Origin of the sequence: Sporosarcina sp. BP05 (assembly GCF_014282005.1) — a bacterium.
Taxonomy (GTDB): domain Bacteria; phylum Bacillota; class Bacilli; order Bacillales_A; family Planococcaceae; genus Sporosarcina.
Genome location: NZ_JACFTD010000029.1, coordinates 1 through 21,174 on the forward strand (window position 1 = coordinate 1; position 21,174 = coordinate 21,174).

Here is a 21,174-nt window from a genome sequence, read left to right on the forward strand (position 1 = left end):
CTTTTAAATACCTGTAAATACATTTATCTCGCATCAACGGGGAGGTGCGGTGGAGTTCGAGGAAGTGAAGGTAGGAGGATCGGAGCGTATGGAATACGTGAGAACCGGACAACTGAAGCTGACGAAGAAATCTGCTGCGCATCGCGTTTCGTAGCCCGAACACGGAAGTTAAGCTCGCGCGCCGATGGTAGTTGGGGGTTTCCCCCTGCGAGAGTAGGACGCCGCCAGTCTCATTGAAAGGTCATTGCCTTATAGGTAATGGCTTTTTTTGTGTTTATTTTTACGGGTAGTTGTTGAAGAAGTTAGTGGGGGAATAGGGTTGGAGTTAGAAGTACGAAGAAAAATGTCATTTTTTATTCAACATACCCATCTGTAATTAATCCATTTGATAATATGAGTGGTCTACAGTGTGATAGAGTCTATATCCCTGTTTATACAATCAGTCTCGGATAGCCATCAAGTTATTGATAGCATTGAAGTGATATGCGCTGTTATTCGGACCCCAATCCTTGTAATTATCTTCAAAACAGCCTATTGTTTGTAGATAACTAAAGTTAAAGGAGCTAATTCTATGGGCACAATCTATGAATTCTCAGTCAAAAAAATAAATGGTGAAATTCAATCTATGGAAGACTATAAAGGTAAGCCTTTAATTATCGTAAATACTGCAAGTAAATGTGGCTTTACCAGCCAGTTTAAAGAATTACAGGAATTATATGATGAATATAAAGAGCAAGGCCTAGTTGTACTTGGCTTTCCATCTGATAACTTTAAGGATCAAGAATTCGATGACATTGAAAAGACGCTGGAGTTTTGTGAAATCAATTTTGGTGTAAACTTTCCGATGTTCGCAAAAGTGGATGTGAAGGGTGATAATACGGAACCGTTGTTCACGTATCTGATTTCCCAGCAGAAAGGGGTGCTTACAAAGAGCGTGAAATGGAACTTTACTAAGTTTTTAATTGACCGAAAAGGGAATGTCGTAGAGCGGTTTGCGCCTCAAACGTCACCCATTAAAATGAAGAACGCAATAAGTCGAGTCATTCAGTGAATAATAGGAATACTTTTACTTGTTATTACTGACTTGACAGCTATTGTGCCCGCTGATAACCTTTTAATAATATTCAATTGAAACTAATAGGGGGTATATTGAAATGTGGGAATCAAAATTTACGCGTGAAGGGCTTACTTTCGATGATGTCTTGCTTGTACCGGGACCTTCTGAAGTATTACCTAAAGATGTGTCGCTCTCTGTCAATTTGACAAGTAAGATAAAATTAAACATTCCGGTTATTAGTGCAGGAATGGATACAGTTACTGAGTCGAAGATGGCAATTTCCATGGCACGTCAAGGTGGACTTGGTATCATTCATAAAAACATGAGCATTGAAGAGCAGGCTGAACAAGTTGTCACGGTAAAACGCTCTGAAAATGGTGTAATTACTAACCCATTCTTCCTATCACCTGAGCATCAGGTTTTCGACGCCGAGCATTTGATGAGTAAATACCGCATTTCTGGTGTTCCAATTGTGAATAATAATGAAGAATTGAAACTTGTCGGTATCCTGACGAACCGTGATCTTCGTTTCATCCAAGATTACTCACTTGTTATCGATGATGTTATGACGAAAGAAAACCTTGTGACTGCGCCTGTAGGCACAACCTTGGAAGATGCAGAGAAAATCTTGCAAAAGTATAAAATTGAGAAGCTTCCAATTGTCGATGACAACGGAATCCTCAAAGGTTTGATTACAATCAAGGATATTGAAAAAGTAATTGAGTTCCCAAATGCGGCGAAAGATAAACAAGGTCGATTGCTTGTCGGTGCTGCGGTTGGTGTTACGACTGACACGATGGTACGTGTAGAGAAGCTTGTGAAAGCTGAAGTCGACGTTATCGTTATTGACACGGCACACGGGCATTCTAAAGGTGTTCTAGATGTGGTTGCTCAAATCAGACAGCGGTTCCCAGAACTTGAAATTATCGCGGGTAATATAGCGACTGCAGAAGGTACACGTGCGCTCTTTGAAGCGGGTGCAGATGTTGTAAAAGTTGGAATTGGCCCTGGTTCAATCTGTACAACGCGTGTCGTTGCAGGTGTAGGTGTTCCACAAATCACAGCTATCTACGAATGTGCTTCAGAAGCGCGTAAGTTAGGTAAGACGATTATTGCAGATGGCGGTATTAAATATTCTGGTGATATTGTCAAAGCACTTGCTGCTGGTGGACATGTTGTCATGCTTGGAAGTCTTCTTGCAGGAACGACGGAAAGTCCAGGGGAAACTGAAATTTTCCAAGGACGCCGTTTTAAAGTCTACCGTGGTATGGGATCGATTGCCGCAATGGAGCGTGGTTCTAAAGATCGTTACTTCCAAGATGATGCAAAAAAACTTGTACCTGAGGGAATTGAAGGACGTATGCCTTATAAAGGTCCCTTGTCTGATACGATTCATCAGCTAATCGGCGGTGTTCGTGCAGGAATGGGCTATTGTGGTACAAAAGATCTGAATGATCTGCGTGAAAAAGCACAGTTCATCCGTATGACAGGTGCAGGATTACGTGAAAGTCATCCACACCAAGTACAAATTACAAAAGAAGCTCCGAACTATTCGCTTTGATAAAAGATTTGGACTGAAGAATTAACGTTTCTTAAGTTTTTGGTCGGAATGAAGGAACATCAGCACCTTTCCTGCGTCTACATATGAGCGGAAAGGTGCTTTTTTGGTTTAGTTCCCAAAGAGTAGCGGAAATATGATAAAATGACTTAGGGAAATAGCAATGATGGAGGTATTATGGTGAAGCGAGAAATGAGAAGATGGGTGGCGTTTTTGTTAATGCCGCTGCTACTAATAATGACACTCGGGACGGTTCCGGTTTACGCCGACTCAGCACTAGGACTCCATGTTGATGGTGCAATTTTAATTGACGCAGAAAGTGGAAAGATATTATATGAAGAAAATGCGGATAAGCCACTAGGCATTGCAAGTATGACGAAAATGATGACCGAATATATCCTTTTCGAAGCAATTGAAGAAGGTAAAATAAGCTGGGATCAGGAATATAAAGTGAACGATTATACATATGCCGTTTCACAAGATCGTCGGCTTAGTAATGTTCCACTGCGAAGAGATGGTACGTATACGATTCGTGAATTGTATGAAGCGGTAGCAATTTATTCTGCAAACGGGGCGACAATAGCTGTTGCTGAAACAATTGCAGGAACAGAAACTGAATTTTTAAAGCTGATGAATGCGAAAGCAGAAGAGCTTGGCTTGAAAGATTATAAATTTGTCAATTCGACGGGTTTGAATAATAGCGATCTTCAAGGTATGCACCCACAAGGGACAGGCGCCAAAGACGAGAACGTTATGCCTGCAAAGTCGGTAGCAAAACTTGCCTACCGTTTGTTACATGACTATCCGGAAGTTTTGGAAACGACTAAGATCAATACAAAAATATTCCGCGAAGGTACGTCTGACGCTATCAAAATGGACAACTGGAACTTCATGCTTCCGGGGTTTGTTTATGAATATGAAGGCGTTGACGGCCTTAAGACAGGTACAACAGAATTTGCAGGGCATAACTTTACTGGGACGGCGACACGCGATGGTAAACGGGTCATTGCGGTTGTTATGAAAGCGGTTGATGCGAAAGGCGTAGGTTCGTACAAAGCACGATTCGATGCGACGCGCGCTTTGTTCGACTACGGTTTCGGCCAATTCTCTGAAGTGGAATTCGTCCCGGCAGGTTATCAGTTTAAAGATTCTAAAACGCTCGACGTTGTCAAAGGAAAAGTGAAAACTGTCGCTGTAGAGGTAAAGGAACCAATCCGTATGATGGTGAAAACGAGTGAAAAAGATCTCTATGTACCTGAACTTGTGATTGATGCGTCAAAAATGAAGGACAATGCACTTCAAGCACCTGTTAAAAAAGGTACAGTTGTCGGTCATGTGAATCTCGTGAAAAAAGAAGGAACAGATTCTGGCTTCATCGATTCCGATAATCCGGGAGCTGATGTCGTTACGAAGGATGCAGTTGAGAAGGCTGGTTGGTTCTCGCTTACAATGAGCGCAATCGGTGAATTCTTTGCAAGCGTTTGGAATGGTGCAACAGGATTTGTAAAAGGTTTGTTTAAATAAGAAAAGCGCTGGAGTCTAGACATTGCTCCAGGTGAAAAACTCTTACTTTCTTATCTTTTAAAACATAAAGGCGAAGAATCCTTAAATGGATTCTTCGCCTTTTTTAATGGACCATGCATACATAAGATCCTCGATGGCCTGTTTAATGGCTTGTGTAGAAAGGCCACCGAAGCCTAGAAGAAAGGATGGTTCACCTTCTTTGGGAGTTGTTCTGTAGCCATTTAAACCGTATACGCGGATATTTGCACTCCTTGCCGCTACTGCCAGGGATTTTTCATTTGTCTCAGTATGAATGGTAAGGATAATATGCATGCCTGCCTCATCACCGGAAAATGAAACGTGTGGAGCGTAGGATGACAGGGCCTCCGTGAGAACTTGGAGTTTTCGTTTATATATTTTCCGCATCCTGTTCAAATGGCGCGAAAAGTGTCCATCAGCCATGAAGCGGGCAAGGATATGCTGGTCAAGTCGCGGTACAGTTGCTGAATAATGAATGAATGCTTTTTCATAACGGTTTAGCAACATTGGGGGAAGCACCATATAAGCAATCCGTAGCGATGGCATCAGAGATTTTGAAAATGTGCTTAAATAAATGACGTTACCGCCTTTATCCATACCCTGCAAGGAAGGTATTGGCCTTCCAATGTATCGAAACTCACTGTCATAATCGTCTTCGATGATAAAGTGTTCGTCACCTGATGATGCCCAGTTCAACAAAGCAGTCCTGCGCGCCGCTGAGAGGACGATTCCGGTAGGGAATTGATGAGAGGGAGTCACATAGGCAACAGTCGCGCCTGAGTGTTGTAGAGACCTTACATCCATTCCTTCTTCATCGACAACAATCGGAATTGCTTCCCTGTTATTGTGGAAAAAAACATGATGAGTAAGTGGGTAGCCAGGGTCCTCGATTGCATATGTCGCTTCAGTCCCTAGAATACGGATAACAAGCGGCATAAGTTGTTCTGTACCAGAACCAATGATGACCTGCTCGGGCGTACAATCAACGCCGCGTGAGTGATATAAATAGCGTGCAATTTCTTGACGAAGTTCCCAATCACCATGGGGATGTCCAAGAAGTAGGAGGTCCTTGGAGGACTCATCCATAACGTCTTTTGCGTACTTTCTCCATTGCGTAAAAGGGAATGACTCCGTATCGATTTTACCCGGCGAGAAGTCGAAGGTTATATCTTCAACTTTTTCAGCCGACTTTTTCAGGGAAAGCTGCATCGGTTGGGCGTAAGCTAGTTCTTCAATCGCCTGCACGTAAAAACCTTTTCGAGGTTTCGATGAAATATACCCTTCCGCTGCAAGCTGTGCATAGGCAAGTTCAACCGTCGTCTGGCTTACATCAAGAAAGTCACCGAGTTTTCGTTTCGAAGGAAGTTTCATGCCAACTGGCAATTTGCCATCCGTAATATCCCGTCGTATTTGGTTGTACATTTGTTCATATAACGGGGTATCTGTACTTTTCTCCAATTTGATTAATAGCATCTCCACAGCAATCACTCCACCTGACCCCTTCAATTTGTTCGGAACTGAGTATTTCAATAAGGTCATACTCTATTATACTGAACAATAAGAAAAGAAGGAAGCGCCTGTTCAGAGGCGGCAGACATAAGATGGGCTGGCTATACGGCGTACTGTGCCGTATAAGTCAGCACAGCAATCAATGATCACAGCCAAAGTTCGCCGCGTCCTGCGGCAATGTCTGCGTGACCCACATCCTGTGGGCCTCCGAGCCTCTAGGCGCTGGACTCTAGACAATAAGAAAAGGGGGAAGGGTATATGAATTTTAAATACGGCGGCGTCATTATGGACGTCATTAATGCAGAGCAAGCAAAAATAGCGGAGGCGGCAGGTGCAATTGCGGTAATGGCACTTGAGCGTGTCCCTTCTGATATAAGAAAAGCAGGCGGGGTTGCACGCATGGCGGATCCACGCATCATCACAGACGTACAAGGTGCTGTGTCAATTCCAGTTATGGCGAAAGCGCGTATCGGCCATATTTCTGAAGCTCGCGTCCTTGAGGCACTTGGTGTTGATTACATTGATGAAAGTGAAGTACTTACTCCGGCAGATGAAGAATTCCACTTGCTGAAGAGTATCTACAGTGTGCCATTCGTTTGTGGAGCACGTGATCTTGGAGAAGCAGCACGCCGTCTTGGCGAAGGCGCTAAAATGCTTCGTACAAAAGGCGAACCGGGAACGGGTAATATTGTTGAAGCGGTGCGTCACCTTCGTATGGTAAATGCCCAAGTGAGCAGACTCGTTCATATGAATGACGACGAAGTCATGACGGAAGCGCGTAATCTTGGCGCACCTTATGAAATCCTCCTTGCCATCAAAAAACACGGACGTCTCCCTGTAACAAACTATGCAGCGGGCGGCGTGGCAACGCCTGCAGATGCTGCACTTATGATGGAACTTGGAGCAGACGGCGTATTTGTAGGTTCAGGTATCTTCAAATCTGAAAATCCTGAGAAATTTGCACGTGCAATTGTTAAGGCAACAGAAAACTTCAAAGACTATAAACTGATTGGCGAACTGTCTAAAGACATCGGCGAACCGATGAAGGGGTTAGAAATCGGTACCCTTCGAGAAGAAGAGCTTATGTCAGTGCGTGGTTGGTAATTAATTAAGAAAAAGCGGGGGAGAAATCTCTCGCTTTTTTGTATACTTAATAATAGAGGTGATTAGAATGGAACAACTAAAAGTTTTTGATGAAAACTATACCTATTTGAGGGATGAGAATAGAGACAAAGTCCACCGCGAGGGACTGTGGCATGAAACATTTCACTGCTGGTTAGTCGATAATCAGTTTGTCTATATTCAAAAACGAAGCGCCGTGAAAAAAGACTTCCCTGGGTTGTTTGACATTACCGCAGCCGGACATATTCTCTCGACTGAGACTGTGGCAGATGGCATACGTGAGGTGGAAGAGGAATTAGGGATAGAAGTTGATCTAACGAAGCTACATTCGAAAGGTGTCGTGCAGAACAATATCAAATTGCCCAACTTTTTTGACCGTGAGTTTTCGAATGTCTTCTTGTACGTCTCAACATTCACCGCAAGCAATTTTACATTGCAGCGTGAGGAAGTAGAAAGTGTTTATGTCGTGGAGCGAAAAGCACTGATAGATCTTTTTAGTAATGAAATAAAGATAGTTAAATGCGTCAATATTTTTGATGGGACACTGGCGGAAATTGGTCTCATTGACTTTGTTCCACATGAAAGAAATTATTTTGAACAAGTTGCACATATCCTTAAGCGATAATCTAAGAAAGCGGATACATTTTTTCTTTGTTCGACTTGCCAAAAAAACAACCTTGTAGTAAAGTAAGGGTAATTTCAAACATGAGACGATGATGGGAAGCAGTAACAAGCGCGTTTTTTTTAAGAGAGTCGGCGGGTGGTGCGAGCCGATAAAAACACTTGTGAATCCGTCCCTGAGTAGCTGGGCTGAACCGTTTAGTAGGCCTGAGCCGGCAGTTGAGCCGTTATTTCAATGGAGTGGATTGGACTTAGTTGTTCAGTCAATTTGGGTGGCAACGCGGGTAGTTCTCGTCCCTTTTATAGGGAATCGAGGGCTTTTTTTGTTGTCCAGCTTCAGCGCCAAGGGGCTCGGGGTCATAAGTGCCCCTTGACCAGGCGCTTATGCTTTTCTTTATTGTCCACTTTCCATTATCGTCTAAAAATTAAGGAGGAATTATTCATGCTAGATATTAAAAAAGTCCGTGCAAATTTTGATGAAGTGAAAGAGAAGCTTTCTAAACGCGGGGAGGATATTTCTCAGCTTGATAAATTCCAAGTTCTTGATGATAAACGTAGAGAACTGATTGCAAAAGTTGAAACCTTAAAAGCGGAACGCAACGAAGTATCTCAAAAGGTCGCTGAAATGAAGCGCAACAAAGAAAATGCAGATGATGTTATTGCACGTACGCGCCAAGTCGGAGACGATATCAAAAAACTTGACGAAGAACTGAATACAGTTGAAGAAGAATTGAACTATATCATGATGCGCACCCCTAATATCCCGCATGACAGCGTTCCCGTCGGCGATAGCGAAGACGACAATGTCGAAATACGTGTGTGGGGAGAGAAGCCTGAATTCGGATTTGAACCAAAGCCGCACTGGGAAGTGGGTACTGATTTAAATCTACTTGATTTCGAACGTGCTGCAAAAGTGACAGGAAGTCGTTTTGTCTTTTACCGTGGACTTGGGGCTCGCCTTGAGCGCGCATTGATTAACTTCATGCTTGATCTTCATATCGAAGAACACGGTTATGAAGAAATGTTGCCGCCGTATTTGGTGAATCGTACTAGCTTAACGGGTACAGGACAGCTACCGAAGTTTGAGGAAGATGCATTTTTAGTCAATGAAGAGGATTACTTCCTTATTCCAACATCTGAAGTGCCTGTAACGAACTTCCACCGCGATGAAATCTTGAATGTTGCACAATTACCAGTTGCATTTGCGGCGTATAGCACGAACTTCCGTTCAGAGGCGGGATCTGCTGGCCGTGATACACGTGGTCTAATACGTCAGCATCAGTTCAACAAAGTAGAGTTGGTTCGTTTTGTGAAGCCGGAAGATTCTTATGATGAACTTGAAAAACTAACAGGACACGCTGAAAAAGTGTTGCAGTTATTAAAACTTCCTTACCGTGCCCTTAAAATGTGTACTGCGGACCTTGGCTTCACTGCAGCGAAGAAGTATGATCTAGAAGTGTGGATTCCAACACAAAACTTGTACCGTGAGATCTCTTCTTGTTCAAACTTTGAAGACTTCCAAGCACGTCGTGCAAATATTCGCTTCCGCCGTGAAGCAGGTGCAAAACCAGAATATGTTCACACATTGAACGGTAGTGGGCTAGCAATTGGCCGTACTGTGGCAGCAATTCTTGAAAATTATCAGCAGGAAGATGGTTCTGTCGTTATTCCTGAGGTTCTTCGTCCGTATATGGGTGGAAAAGAAGTTATTACCCTTTAAAAAACAAAAATCGTGCAAGGTGTCATTTGACGTCCTGCACGATTTCTTTTTTCTTTTTCTTTTTTCGTTCACGAATAGCCCTGAAAAATGCCGTCAGCATCTCCCCACATTCATCCGCCGACACACCTTCAACTACATCACATTCATGATTAAATCTTGGATCGTTCAACAAGCGATAGAGTGAATCGACGCAACCACCTTTTGGATCACGAGCACCGTAGACAACACGTGGAATTCTAGATTGTAAAATAGCACCTGCGCACATTGGGCATGGCTCGAGTGTCACGTATAAAGTTGTATCTTCAAGGCGCCAGCTGCCGATTTCTTGACATGCATCCTGAATTGCAGATAATTCCGCATGAGTGACCGCGTTTTGGGTGGTTTCTCGCAAATTATGTGCCCGTGCAATTACTTTATCGTCATGAACGATGATCGCACCTATGGGTACTTCGCCAAGAGCCTGTGCTTTCATCGCTTCGTCAATTGCCATCTGCATATAGTGTCGGTCTTTATTAAAAGTATCCAAAATCATCACTCCTTGGTGATAGTGTAGCATCTAAATAGCAACTTTTGTTTTTCAAATTGTTCCACGTGGAAAAAGTCTAAATGTTGATGACTGTGAAACAATGGCTGGGTGCTGTTTTTCATTTCAACCGTGTGATAAAATGAAGAGCATTGTATAAATACGACGTGAAGGAGGATTTCTGATGTCTGTTCCGTTCATAGCGGTCGAAGGTCCGATTGGGGTTGGAAAAACGTCACTTTCCAAGGCAATCGCGGACACACAGCAATTCCATCAACTAAAAGAAATCGTGGATGAAAATCCATTTCTAAATAAATTTTATGACAACATCGAGGAATGGAGTTTCCAAACAGAAATGTTTTTTCTATGTAATCGATATAAACAGCTCAGCGATACGAAAACCGAGATACTAATTAAACAAAAACCGGTTGTAGCTGATTACCATATTTTTAAGAATCTCATTTTTGCAAAACGTACATTAGATCCAACAGAATATGTGAAGTACGAGGAAATCTATAAAATTTTGACGAAGGACATGCCCGTTCCCAATATAATTGTCTACCTACATGCGAGCCTAGACACGCTTATGAAGCGCATTTCACAGCGAGGGCGTAAATTTGAGAAAAACATGGATCCTGCATATTTACAGCAACTTGCGGAAGATTACGAGACGTTCATCACATATTTTGAATCAGCACATCCTGAAATTCCTGTTCTTCGGTTCAACGGAGATGATCTTGATTTTGTAAACAATGAAAAGGATCTGCAATTCATTTTAGATACTGTCGATGCGACGATACGAAAAGGAGTTACATTGAATGAACTTACGTGAAAAATACGGTATCCCACAAAATGCAGTCATTACAATTGCAGGGACAGTTGGTGTCGGCAAGTCAACGATGACACAGGGGCTTGCAGATGCTCTCCACTTCAGGACATCATTTGAAAATGTCGAGCAGAATCCATATCTTGATCTTTTTTACAAGGACTTTGAGAAATGGAGCTTCCATTTACAGATTTATTTCCTGGCAGAGCGCTTCAAAGAGCAGAAACGGATTTTTGAATATGGCGGAGGCTTTATCCAAGACCGTTCGATTTATGAAGATACAGGTATTTTTGCGAAAATGCATATGGAAAAAGGGACGATGAATCCCGTTGATTATGATACGTATACCAATCTGTTTGAAGCGATGGTTATGACGCCGTATTTCCCGCATCCAGATTTGCTAGTTTACTTGGAGGGGCCGCTTGACGGGATTATTTCTCGCGTTAAAGAACGCGGTCGTGCAATGGAACAAGACACGCCAATTACTTACTGGGAAGAGATGTACGGGCGTTATGAGAATTGGATTAATTCATTCAATGCGTGCCCAGTATTACGTCTTGATATTAATGACTATGATCTTATTAATAAACCCGAAGAAGTGGAATCGATTGTCGAGAAAATTGGCCATTCCCTCAGGCAGACATCACTTTTAAAAAAATAAACTGAACTACGAGAATGCAGCCATTGACATGGGCTGCATTTTTTATTTCACGAGTCTTACCTAATTCGAATAAGATGTAGTGTGCTGGTATCCAATGCAGCCAAATTGCATCAAGATTAAAGGAGTGATTGTGAAGTGATCCCTTATTCGAATGGATTACCCTCTTATCCTATTCGGCCGGTTAATAACACTAGCTACCAGAGGCCATATTCACAATATACAGCGCCGGTCAGGTATATCTTGAATAACCAGACTGATTTATATGGCAGACGTTGCATAAGTAAGGCGGAAGTCGATTTTATGAGTATGAACCGGCTTCTCTGGATGGAGCATGTTAACTGGACGAGGATGACGATTATGGGTATCGTATTCGGCTTGCCAGATTTACCGGTTGTCCAAGAACGTCTTTTAAGAAATGCGACGGATTTGGGAAATTGCTTACGGCCTTTTTATGGCGATAAAATAGCGGATAGATACGCCACACTGATTAAGGAACATTTAGTATTAGCTGCTGAATTAGTAACGGCAGCTGCAAAAGGGGATGCGAAGAAGGCGGTGGAAACAGAGAAACAATGGTATAGGAATGCAGATGAAATCGCCGAATTTTTAAGTAGCATCAATCCGTATTTGGGAAAAGAAGAAGTCAGAAAAATGTTTTACACGCATTTGGATTTAACTAAACAGGAAGCGGTTTATATGCTTCAGAAAAACTATAAGGCTGATATTGCAGTGTTCGATAAAATCGAAGCGGAAGCATTAGAAATGTCGGATATGATAGCGGGTGGCATTGTTAAGCAATTTCCAGGTATGTTTATGCCACTATGTTAAGACAAATGGCACACCATCCAATGAGATGGTGTGCTACTTTTTAGTTAGAGAGGACCGCAGACTTCAGAAAAAATTCAGCGTATAACTCCTTCAAGATTTTATTTTCATCGGCTTTATGAACGCCGAAGACAAGACTCACTTCTGATGAACCTTGGTTAATCATCTGGATACTGGCACCTGTGCGTGCGATAGCAGAGGCGGCACGCGCAGCAAGTCCAGTGGAATGACGCATTCCTTCCCCAACAAGTACGATCATGGAGTAATTGGAATGCATATGGACATGATCCGCATTCAATTCCTCTTTCACCCGGCGTACAATCCGTGCTTCTTTATCCGCATTAAGGAATTTACTTCTGATAATGACGGACAAATTATCAATACCGGAAGGCGTATGTTCGAATGAAACTTCTTCTTCCTCTAAGATTTGCAATAACTTTCTTCCGAAACCGATTTCCTGGTTCATTAAATATTTATCGACAAACAGTGTGGAAAATCCGCTGTCAGCGGCAATACCAATGACTGGCTGTGCAAAGTAATTTCGTTCATTGACGATAAGTGTTCCCGGAGCATCTGGATTATTGGTGTTTTTAATGCATACGGGAACAGAACGACGGAATGCAGGCATGAGTGCTTCGTCGTGGAAGACAGAGAATCCAGCATAGGCTAGTTCCCGCATTTCACGGTAAGTCATTTTATCGATGCCGACCGGATTGTCGACGACATTCGGGTTGGCTGCGAAGACCGAATCGACGTCTGTAAAGTTTTCATACAGCTCGGCTTCTGTCGCTGCAGCAAGCAGCGATCCTGTGATGTCCGATCCACCTCTGTTGAACGTCCGCAGTGTTCCGTCTTTCGTATAGCCAAAAAAGCCTGGGAAAACGATAATACCTGGTTTATTACGTAATTGTACGAGACGATCATCGCCTTCGGGCAATGCACGTACCCGTTCAGGCCGTTCATTGACAAGTAGACCGGCCTCTTTTGGACACATATAGTGTGCATCCATTCCAATATGTGTGAAGTAGGCGGCGATTAACTTCGCGTTGTTGTCTTCCCCAGATGCTTTCAAGCAATCCATAAAAAGACTGGCGTCGTTATTATTGTTAACAAGGCGTTCCTGCAAATCGTTTTCGATAACTGATACGATTTCCATTGAAAGACCGAGTCCGGCAGCGATTTGTTGATAGCGAGCTACTACTTCCTTCAGTTCTATTTCTGTGTTTTCCCCCTTAAGGGCTTTTTCAGCTAGTTGGATGAGTAGATCTGTTACTTTTTCGTCCGAGCTAAACCGTTTGCCGGGTGCCGAGACAACAATAACTTTACGACTAGGATCAGCTTTTACGATTTGTGCAACTTTTTTTATTTGATCGGCCGACGCGACCGAAGTGCCACCAAATTTACAAACTTTCACAGTCATCAAATCCAATCTATTTTTTAATGGGGGGAATCTATTAATTCTACGATTTTATCGCAAATAGGGTTGTTATTATCCGAATATTTCACTATAATGTCTTTATGCGAAGAACAATTGTTTTTCCATAGTGTACATATAGTTAGGAGAATCGTCAATGAAAAATGAAATTAACATTGGGTTATTAGGATTTGGGGTTGTCGGTAGCGGAGTGGCTAAAATCTTGCAGGATCATCAAGAAGACCTGCATCATAAACTTGGCGTTCCTGTCAAAATTAAAAAAGTTCTAGTGAAAAACGTACATAAAGACCGAGAAACAACGCTTCCTTTAGAAGTGTTCACGGATAATTTATATGAAGTGCTTGAAGATCCGTCTATCGATGTAATAGTAGAAGTGATGGGCGGGACCTATGATGCGAGAGAAGCGATTGAACGCTCCCTACGTGCTGGAAAAGGTGTCGTAACAGCAAATAAGGATGTTATGGCAGAATTCGGTCCTGGGTTATTGAAGCTAGCGGATGAAAACAAGTGTGATTTGTTTTACGAAGCGAGTGTTGGTGGCGGGATTCCGTTAATCCGCACACTTGAAGATGGACTTGCCTCTGACCGGATCAGTGCATTGACGGGTATTGTGAATGGGACAACGAACTTCATCTTAACGAAAATGAAACACGAAAAAATGTCCTATGAAGATGCATTGGCAGAGGCGACAGCACTGGGGTTTGCAGAGGCAGATCCATCAGCGGATGTTGACGGCATTGATGCGGCGCGCAAAATGGTGATTTTGGCTTCGCTGTCTTTCTCTACAGAAGTCCGTTTAGAAGACGTGTTTGTAAGAGGAATGAAGGAGATTCAGCAAGGCGATCTAGAACTGGCCGAGCAGTTTGGTTATACGGTGAAGTTGGCGGGGTCAGCTAAGAAGAACGAAGATGGTATCGAAGTGGCTGTAGAACCGGTATTTTTCCCGAATTCGCATCCTTTGGCATCAGTGAACAATGAGTTCAATGCAGTGTATATTTATGGAGATGCAGTCGGAGAAACAATGTTTTATGGACCGGGTGCCGGATCTCTACCGACTGCCACATCTGTAACGGGAGATATTATTGCGGCGTGCCGTAATTTATTACTAGGTGTTAACGGCAAAAGGTTACACGCCCCGCAGTATGAACGGAAAGTGAAAAGTGATAGCAACAAGTTCGCACGTTATTTCCACCGTATTCGTGTGAGAGACGAAGTTGGCGTCCTGACGAAATTAACATCTATTTATAGCAAGCACGGTGCAAGTCTGGCAACAGTTGTTCAGCATTCCGATAAAAAGGAAGCCAATGCAGACTTGATTTTCATTACGCACCAAATTTCGCGACAACAGCATTTAGATATTGTGAATGAATTGAACGAGACACCAAAGGTAATCGGCGTACTAAGCCATTACCGGGTAGAGGGGGAAGAATGATGAAAAGATGGAATGGATTAATTGAGGAATATAAAGAATGGTTACCTGTGACAGAAAATACACCAGCATTAACGTTGCAGGAAGGGAATACCCCCCTCATACACATGACGAATTTATCCGAACAATGGGGCATCAACCTTTACGTGAAAACAGAAGGAACGAATCCGACAGGTTCATTTAAAGACCGGGGCATGGTTATGGCGGTCGCAAAAGCGAAAGAAGAAGGAAAAAAGGTTCTTATATGTGCCTCAACGGGTAATACGTCTGCAGCGGCGGCGGCATATGGCGCTCGTGCTGGAATGCGGACAATTGTTGTTATTCCGGAAGGCCGAATCGCACTTGGAAAATTAGCGCAGGCAAAAATGTATGGTGCAGAAATTGTAGAAATCGAAGGCAACTTTGACGAAGCGTTGGCTATGGTTCGTGCAGCGGGCGAGGGCGACGTTGCGCTTGTGAACTCAGTTAACCCATACCGCCTTGAAGGTCAAAAGACAATTGCATTTGAAACGATTGAGCAACTTGGACAAGTACCGGATATTTTTGCACTCCCGGTTGGGAATGCGGGTAATATTTCGGCGGCTTGGAAAGGGTTCAAGGAATATGCCGATAAGAAGGGTACTGCGTTACCGGTTCTGCTTGGCGTACAAGCCGACGGAGCTGCACCAATTGTTTATAACCGCGTATTCGAAAAACCTGAAACAGTTGCGACGGCGATCCGAATCGGTAATCCCGCAAGTTGGGAACTGGCCAACAATGCCCTAGCAGAATCAAATGGAACAATTCTTGCTGTAACAGATAAAGAAATTTTAGAAGCTTATAGTTTAATCGCTTCTTCTGAAGGCATCTTTGCTGAACCTGGCTCGTGCGCATCAATCGCAGGCGTTAAAAAACAAGTGGAGAGCGGCTTGTTGAAAAAAGGTTCAACTGTAGTTGCAGTATTGACGGGTAATGGTTTAAAAGATCCTGATACAGCGATTGAAGTAAATAAAGACAAACCAATGATGTCACGGGAACAATTTGATGCGTTTCTTAGTGGGTTAAAGGCGGGGACAAAGTAATGGTAGAATCCAGTTTTTCCGTTGTCGTACCTGCATCGACGGCAAATCTTGGGCCAGGCTTCGATAGTATCGGACTTGCACTTAACCTTTATATGACGGTGGATGTTTCACCTTCGGAAGTTTGGGGAGTTACGTATAAAGACGATGGTTTTGAAGATTTACCGACCGGAGAAGATAATTTAATTGTGAAAACTATTACTGATATAGCTAGGCGACAAGGGCGTATTGCACCTGTATCACGGCTTATCATTCAGTCGGATATTCCGCTAGGTAAAGGACTTGGAAGCAGTGCAACAGCAATTGCAGCAGGAATTGAAATTGCGAACCAGCTTCTTCAATTGGACCTTTCTGCAAAGGAAAGAGTGTTTTTAGGCAGTAAATACGAAGGGCACGCGGATAATATTTCCGCTGCGCTTCTTGGGGGAGCGACAATTTCTTATTTTGATGGCGTGGAAATGGATGTCGTCCATATTCAGGAACCAAAAATGGGAGCCGTGATACTTGTTCCACCTGAGGCATTGCTGACGGAAGCATCTAGGGGACTTCTACCGGGTCAACTCTCACATGCAGAAGCAACGCGTAGCAGTGCAGCAGGGAATGTGCTTTCGGCAGCGATTGCTCGGGATGATTGGGAAATGGCGGGGCGTATGATGGAAAAGGATGTCTTTCATGAGCCATACCGTAAGAAGCTATTTGCCGAGTTCGACCGAATCCGTGAAATTTGCCATGAGTACGATGCGTATGGCATGACAATCAGTGGTGCGGGTCCTTCTTTATTCGTGGTTGTGAAACAAGGCAATGAGTGCGAACTGGCAAAGCGATTGGCAGTTGTGTTCCCGTACTATGAGTGTATTGCTGTCAAACCATCTATTGCGGGTGCAGTGATTAATTAAATTAAGAAAAGCGGAAGGCGCCTTCTAGACGCGACAGGCATAAGTCGATCCAGCGACGTGGCGTTCTATGCCACATAGCTGGATTGCTTATGACCCGAGCGTCTGGCGCCTGAAGCCTAGACAGAATAAAAAAGAAGCGGACCAGTTAAATGGCTCCGCTTCTTGAGGTTTAATTACTATATAATAGGCAAAATAAAAAATCGTTATCTACTAACGAATTTGAGTTCAGGCATATATGTTTAGTTGAAAAAATGGAGGAGGTAGAGGGATTCGAACCCCCGCGGGATTTGACTCCCCTGTCGGTTTTCAAGACCGATCCCTTCAGCCGAGCTTGGGTATACCTCCGTGTCAACAACTAATAATTTATCATGTTTGAAATGAAGTGTCAACAGTTTTATAAAAAGTTTTTTGTTCATATGATATTATTTGATTTAACCTAGTAGATTGAGTATACTTGTAAGTGCCGTGCTAGGTGGGGAGATAGCGGTGTCCTGTAACTTGCAATCCGCTCTAGCAAGACTGAATCCCTTCCCGAGGCTGTCCGTATTGTAGGGTCTGCCTCTTGCACGCAGTGTTGACGTTTGGGTCCCGCGCAATGGGAACCTATGAACCATGTCAGGTCCGGAAGGAAGCAGCATTAAGTGGAATTTCTCATGTGCCGCGGGGTCGCCTAGACCGAGCTGGCGACAGGAGTAACGCTTATGTGCGGCTGTCAGAGGAAGGTGCACGGCATTAATTTCACAATTCGACTCGTCCGTTTCTGCGGACGAGTTTTTTGTTGTCTAGACTACGGGCGCCAACCCCTCGAATCATAAGTCGTTTTACTGTGGTGGTTGGACGGCGCCATTCGCTTTTCTTATTGATCAAATAAAGGATTCGTATATACGTTTGTGCTATAATAGAAACATTAGCGCATTGCGTCAAAAGGAGAGGAAACTGTTGGTGTATCAAGCTTTTTATCGCGTATATCGGCCTCAGTCATTTGCAGAGATGTCCGGGCAACAACATGTGAAACAGACACTTCAGAACGCCCTCCTTCATAATAAGACGACACATGCTTATCTTTTCTCGGGTCCAAGAGGTACAGGGAAGACAAGTGCCGCGAAAGTTTTTGCGAAAGCGTTAAACTGCGAAAATGGCCCGGCAAAAGAACCGTGTAATGAATGTCTAACTTGTATCAGCATCACTGAAGGATCGAATACGGATGTCATCGAATTTGATGCGGCTTCGAATTCGCGTGTTGAGGAAATGCGAGACATTATTGAAAAGGTGCGGTTTGCCCCGTCGAATGCTCGATTTAAAGTATATATTATCGATGAGGTACATATGTTATCAAATTCGGCATTCAACGCGCTTTTGAAAACACTTGAAGAACCACCATCGCATGTCGTGTTTATCTTAGCAACCACGGAACCACATAAACTGCCATTGACGATTATTTCTAGATGTCAGCGTTTCGATTTTAAACCGATAACACCGGCTGATATTACGAATCGAATGAAGACAGTACTTGCGGATACGGGTATTGAATCTGATGAAAGTGCTTTGAAAGTAATTGCGCAGGCGGCTTCTGGAGGAATGCGTGATGCACTCAGTATGCTCGACCAAGTTGTATCGTTCAGTGGAGACAAGATAACAATTGAAGATGCACTTCTTGTAACTGGTTCAATTGGTGAAGATATTTTCCATCAGTTGGCGGAAGCGTTACTTGGTAAAGATGCTGGCATGGTGCTGACGTTGCTTGATCGACTTATTGCGGAGGGGAAAGATGTTTCCAGGCTGGCAGAAGATTTAATCACGTTTTTCCGGGACCTTCTTCTTCTGCGAACAGCACCCGGTTTAAAAGATTTACTCGAACTTATACCGGGCGATGATCGGTTTGTGGAAATGGCGCAACGGTTTGAAATGGATACGTTGTACTTGTTCATCGATATACTAGCAAAAACGCAACAGGAAATGCGGTTCTCCAATCATGCGAAAGTCTATATCGAGTCTGCCTTTTTGAAAATGATTCATCTTGACAGCCCTGTGCAGGTCGGTGGCAGCAATCATGCCGTTGACCCAGGGCTTACGCAGAAGGTAGCAGATCTCGAGCGTACAATCATGGAATTACAGCAACAGATGTCTAGTGGCGGGATGAATAAGCAAACGGCTGCAGATCAATCCGCTCAACCACGGAAAAACGCATCAAAATCATCGCAAGGTTTTAAAGTTCCGACGGGTAAAATCCATGAAGTATTGAAGTCTGCGACAAAACAAGACATCAAGACGATTCGGGAAGAATGGGCGGGCATGATGCAGACAATGCAAAGGTCACATGCTGCACTTCTCGAAGAGACAGAACCGGTCGCAGCATCTGAGAATGCTTTTGTGTTAAAATTCAAATATGAAATCCATTGCCTCATGGCGTCTGAAAATCCGTCACTTCGGTCGAGCCTGTCAGATGCCTTACGTTCACGAACCGGAAAAGCATACGAAGTCGTGTATGTGCCTGAAGAAGGTTGGTTGAGTGTAAGGGGCGACTTTATTCGGAAAAACGGACTTGCCAAACAACAAGAGCCGGAAGGTTCCGATGAAGGGGCACCTGGTGAAGAAATGCTTTCTTTCGTAAAGGAAGCAGAACAGGAAAATGCGGATCCGATTGTAACTGAGGCGGAAAAGATTTTCGGTAAAGATTTCATAGAAGTCCATGACGATTAAAAATTAGAGGAGGAAACAAACATGAAGGGTATGGGAAATATGCAAGGCATGATGAAACAAATGCAGAAAATGCAAAAACAAATGGCTGTAGCACAGGAAGAGCTTGGAGAAAAGCGTCTTGAGGGTGCAGCAGGTGGCGGTATGGTGAAAGTCATCGTATCTGGAGATAAGCAGGTTGTCGAAGTAATCGTTGATCCGTCCGTAGTAGATCCGGAAGATATTGAAATGTTACAAGACCTTATTGTCATTGCTACTAATGATGCCATGGCTAAGGCGGAAGAACTAACGAACTCGACGATGGGTCAATTCACAAAAGGATTGAACCTGCCAGGAATGTTCTAGGAGGCACATACATGCATTACCCTGAACCAATATCAAAACTGATGGATAGTTTTATGAAATTGCCAGGTATCGGCCCGAAAACAGCGGGTCGTCTGGCGTTTTTTGTCTTAAGTATGAAGGAAGATACTGTGTTAGATTTTGCAAAAGCTCTTGTTGACGCTAAACGGAATCTACGTTTTTGCTCGATTTGTGGACATATTACAGATATCGATCCCTGCCACATTTGTCAGGATACACAGCGCGATAGTTCGATAATTTGCGTTGTTCAAGACCCGAAAGACGTTATTGCCCTAGAGAAGATGAGGGATTTCAAAGGACTTTATCATGTCCTTCACGGCGCTATCTCTCCAATGGATGGGGTTGGTCCTGAAGACATTAATGTTCCATCCTTGCTAGTTCGACTACAGAACGAAGAAGTTGAGGAATTGATTCTGGCTACGAACCCTACAATAGAAGGAGAAGCGACTGCGATGTACATATCAAGGCTTGTGAGACCTTCAGGGATCAAAACAACTAGAATTGCGCATGGACTGCCTGTCGGCGGTGATCTCGAATACGCGGATGAAGTTACATTATCGAAGGCGCTGGAAGGTCGTCGGGAGTTATAGGGGGTCCGCTTCGGTGTTTAGGCGAAAGAGTAAGTTAAAAAAAGAGTTTGATGAACGCCTTCATTCATTAATGGTAGAAACGAAAGAAGAGTGGGAACGAGCAAGGGCTATCGAGAGATATCTTAATGATTATGACCAAGAAGTGATTGTTAGGCGGAAAATAGCCGAGTGCAAACACTTTTATTTATACAAAGAGGCAAAAGTTCGACGGTTAGGAAAGGATTGATATATTTTCACGGGACCGCATAGAATGGACCATTCGTTGAAAAGGAGTGTTTCCCGTGAAAGTTATCGGTATTGTTGTGGTTATATTGGTTCTCCTTCTATTAGTTGTTGTGGATAAGAAACAAATCCATAATGCTTTGGAGCGTTTATCGGTCTATTGGTTTCGGTTGGCATTTGCGTTCCTTGTTCTTTTTGCAATGAATGTTGCGGGAGGCTTTGTGGGTATCTATGTGCCTGTAAACATCACGTCTGGACTATTACTTGCGATATTAGGGATACCAGGAATCGCTACGCTATGCGCTTTTGCGATATTTTTATGAAAGTTTGTTATAAAGTGTTGACTTATGTTCGTAGACGTAGTAATCTTATGTATGTCGCCAGTGAGGGACGCGAAACACACAAAGGAATGCAAGTTGATTCCATTACAAATGAACCTTGAAAACTGAACAGCAAAACATCAATGAAATACAGCGAGGGTGCTAACGCACTCAAGCAAAACGTTTCTAACTAAGCCAAT

At 43.4% G+C, this 21,174-nt stretch carries 20 protein-coding genes, 1 tRNA gene, 1 other RNA gene and 1 other annotated feature; of the genes, 18 read left to right on the forward strand and 4 right to left on the reverse strand.

Annotated elements, in window-relative coordinates:
- The first annotated feature begins 571 nt into the window (after positions 1–571).
- From H2672_RS18065 to H2672_RS18075, 3 genes are all read left to right on the forward strand, one after another.
- On the forward strand, positions 572–1,051 hold the full coding sequence (locus tag H2672_RS18065) for a glutathione peroxidase (protein ID WP_186673689.1): 480 nt from the start codon (positions 572–574) through the stop codon (positions 1,049–1,051).
- A gap of 103 nt (positions 1,052–1,154) precedes the next feature.
- Entirely contained in the window at positions 1,155–2,618 is a 1,464-nt protein-coding gene (gene guaB / locus H2672_RS18070) for an IMP dehydrogenase (RefSeq protein ID WP_186673691.1), read from the forward strand.
- Positions 2,619–2,792: 174 nt separating this feature from the next.
- The gene (locus H2672_RS18075) at positions 2,793–4,139 is read left to right on the forward strand and encodes a serine hydrolase (protein WP_186673693.1); all 1,347 of its coding nucleotides are present in this window, start codon (positions 2,793–2,795) and stop codon (positions 4,137–4,139) included.
- Between the two features lie 81 nt (positions 4,140–4,220).
- On the opposite strand, the gene pdxR is transcribed toward H2672_RS18075, so the two are convergent.
- Positions 4,221–5,636: a MocR-like pyridoxine biosynthesis transcription factor PdxR gene (gene pdxR, locus H2672_RS18080; protein ID WP_186673695.1), complete on the reverse strand. Its 1,416-nt coding sequence runs from the start codon at positions 5,634–5,636 to the stop codon at positions 4,221–4,223.
- Between the two features lie 288 nt (positions 5,637–5,924).
- Here pdxR and pdxS point away from each other — a divergent pair, with 288 nt between their 5' ends.
- From pdxS to serS, 3 genes are all read left to right on the forward strand, one after another.
- The gene (pdxS, locus tag H2672_RS18085) at positions 5,925–6,770 is read left to right on the forward strand and encodes a pyridoxal 5'-phosphate synthase lyase subunit PdxS (protein WP_186673696.1); all 846 of its coding nucleotides are present in this window, start codon (positions 5,925–5,927) and stop codon (positions 6,768–6,770) included.
- A 67-nt stretch (positions 6,771–6,837) separates the two neighbouring features.
- A complete protein-coding gene (locus H2672_RS18090; RefSeq protein ID WP_186673697.1) occupies positions 6,838–7,413 on the forward strand; it encodes an NUDIX hydrolase in 576 nt (191 codons plus the stop codon).
- 79 nt (positions 7,414–7,492) lie between these two features.
- Positions 7,493–7,711: a binding site (T-box leader), on the forward strand.
- A 140-nt stretch (positions 7,712–7,851) separates the two neighbouring features.
- On the forward strand, positions 7,852–9,129 hold the full coding sequence (gene serS, locus H2672_RS18095; protein WP_186673698.1) for a serine--tRNA ligase: 1,278 nt from the start codon (positions 7,852–7,854) through the stop codon (positions 9,127–9,129).
- A gap of 22 nt (positions 9,130–9,151) precedes the next feature.
- Here the strand turns inward: serS and tadA are convergent, their stop codons facing one another.
- Entirely contained in the window at positions 9,152–9,655 is a 504-nt protein-coding gene (gene tadA / locus H2672_RS18100) for a tRNA adenosine(34) deaminase TadA (protein ID WP_186673699.1), read from the reverse strand.
- 181 nt (positions 9,656–9,836) lie between these two features.
- On the opposite strand from tadA, the gene H2672_RS18105 reads away from it, so the two are divergent.
- The 3 genes from H2672_RS18105 to H2672_RS18115 all read left to right on the forward strand — a co-directional run bounded on the left by H2672_RS18105 (position 9,837) and on the right by H2672_RS18115 (position 11,967).
- The gene (locus H2672_RS18105) at positions 9,837–10,484 is read left to right on the forward strand and encodes a deoxynucleoside kinase (protein ID WP_186673700.1); all 648 of its coding nucleotides are present in this window, start codon (positions 9,837–9,839) and stop codon (positions 10,482–10,484) included.
- Positions 10,471–11,139 carry a deoxynucleoside kinase gene (locus tag H2672_RS18110; RefSeq protein WP_186673701.1) on the forward strand — a complete coding sequence of 223 codons (669 nt, stop codon included), beginning with the start codon at positions 10,471–10,473 and terminating at the stop codon, positions 11,137–11,139. The genes H2672_RS18105 and H2672_RS18110 overlap by 14 nt, the downstream gene beginning before the upstream one ends.
- Before the next feature lie 135 nt (positions 11,140–11,274).
- Positions 11,275–11,967 carry a hypothetical protein gene (locus H2672_RS18115; protein ID WP_370569704.1) on the forward strand — a complete coding sequence of 231 codons (693 nt, stop codon included), beginning with the start codon at positions 11,275–11,277 and terminating at the stop codon, positions 11,965–11,967.
- Positions 11,968–12,007: 40 nt separating this feature from the next.
- Here H2672_RS18115 and H2672_RS18120 read toward each other — a convergent pair whose 3' ends face one another.
- Positions 12,008–13,378: an aspartate kinase gene (locus H2672_RS18120; protein ID WP_186673703.1), complete on the reverse strand. Its 1,371-nt coding sequence runs from the start codon at positions 13,376–13,378 to the stop codon at positions 12,008–12,010.
- 157 nt (positions 13,379–13,535) lie between these two features.
- Here H2672_RS18120 and H2672_RS18125 point away from each other — a divergent pair, with 157 nt between their 5' ends.
- From H2672_RS18125 to thrB, 3 genes are read left to right on the forward strand one after another with little or no spacing between them, the layout of a single operon-like run.
- Entirely contained in the window at positions 13,536–14,831 is a 1,296-nt protein-coding gene (locus tag H2672_RS18125) for a homoserine dehydrogenase (protein WP_186673705.1), read from the forward strand.
- The gene (gene thrC, locus H2672_RS18130; RefSeq protein WP_186673707.1) at positions 14,831–15,889 is read left to right on the forward strand and encodes a threonine synthase; all 1,059 of its coding nucleotides are present in this window, start codon (positions 14,831–14,833) and stop codon (positions 15,887–15,889) included. The genes H2672_RS18125 and thrC overlap by 1 nt, the downstream gene beginning before the upstream one ends.
- Complete coding sequence (gene thrB / locus H2672_RS18135) at positions 15,889–16,782, forward strand: homoserine kinase (protein ID WP_186673709.1); 894 nt, start codon at positions 15,889–15,891, stop codon at positions 16,780–16,782. Before thrC ends, thrB begins: the two co-directional genes overlap by 1 nt.
- A gap of 252 nt (positions 16,783–17,034) precedes the next feature.
- Here the strand turns inward: thrB and H2672_RS18140 are convergent.
- Positions 17,035–17,127, reverse strand: a tRNA-Ser gene (locus H2672_RS18140).
- Positions 17,128–17,245: 118 nt separating this feature from the next.
- On the opposite strand from H2672_RS18140, the gene ffs reads away from it, so the two are divergent.
- The 6 genes from ffs to H2672_RS18170 all read left to right on the forward strand — a co-directional run bounded on the left by ffs (position 17,246) and on the right by H2672_RS18170 (position 20,977).
- An RNA gene (ffs, locus tag H2672_RS18145) (signal recognition particle sRNA large type) lies at positions 17,246–17,512 on the forward strand.
- 209 nt (positions 17,513–17,721) lie between these two features.
- Complete coding sequence (gene dnaX, locus H2672_RS18150) at positions 17,722–19,482, forward strand: DNA polymerase III subunit gamma/tau (protein ID WP_186673711.1); 1,761 nt, start codon at positions 17,722–17,724, stop codon at positions 19,480–19,482.
- Positions 19,483–19,503: 21 nt separating this feature from the next.
- Positions 19,504–19,824 carry a YbaB/EbfC family nucleoid-associated protein gene (locus tag H2672_RS18155; protein ID WP_186673712.1) on the forward strand — a complete coding sequence of 107 codons (321 nt, stop codon included), beginning with the start codon at positions 19,504–19,506 and terminating at the stop codon, positions 19,822–19,824.
- A gap of 11 nt (positions 19,825–19,835) precedes the next feature.
- Positions 19,836–20,432: a recombination mediator RecR gene (gene recR / locus H2672_RS18160; protein WP_186673713.1), complete on the forward strand. Its 597-nt coding sequence runs from the start codon at positions 19,836–19,838 to the stop codon at positions 20,430–20,432.
- A gap of 13 nt (positions 20,433–20,445) precedes the next feature.
- Positions 20,446–20,658, forward strand: a complete 213-nt coding sequence (locus tag H2672_RS18165; protein WP_370569705.1) for a YaaL family protein — start codon at positions 20,446–20,448, stop codon at positions 20,656–20,658.
- A 55-nt stretch (positions 20,659–20,713) separates the two neighbouring features.
- Positions 20,714–20,977, forward strand: a complete 264-nt coding sequence (locus H2672_RS18170) for a pro-sigmaK processing inhibitor BofA family protein (protein WP_186673715.1) — start codon at positions 20,714–20,716, stop codon at positions 20,975–20,977.
- Positions 20,978–21,174: the final 197 nt, after the last annotated feature.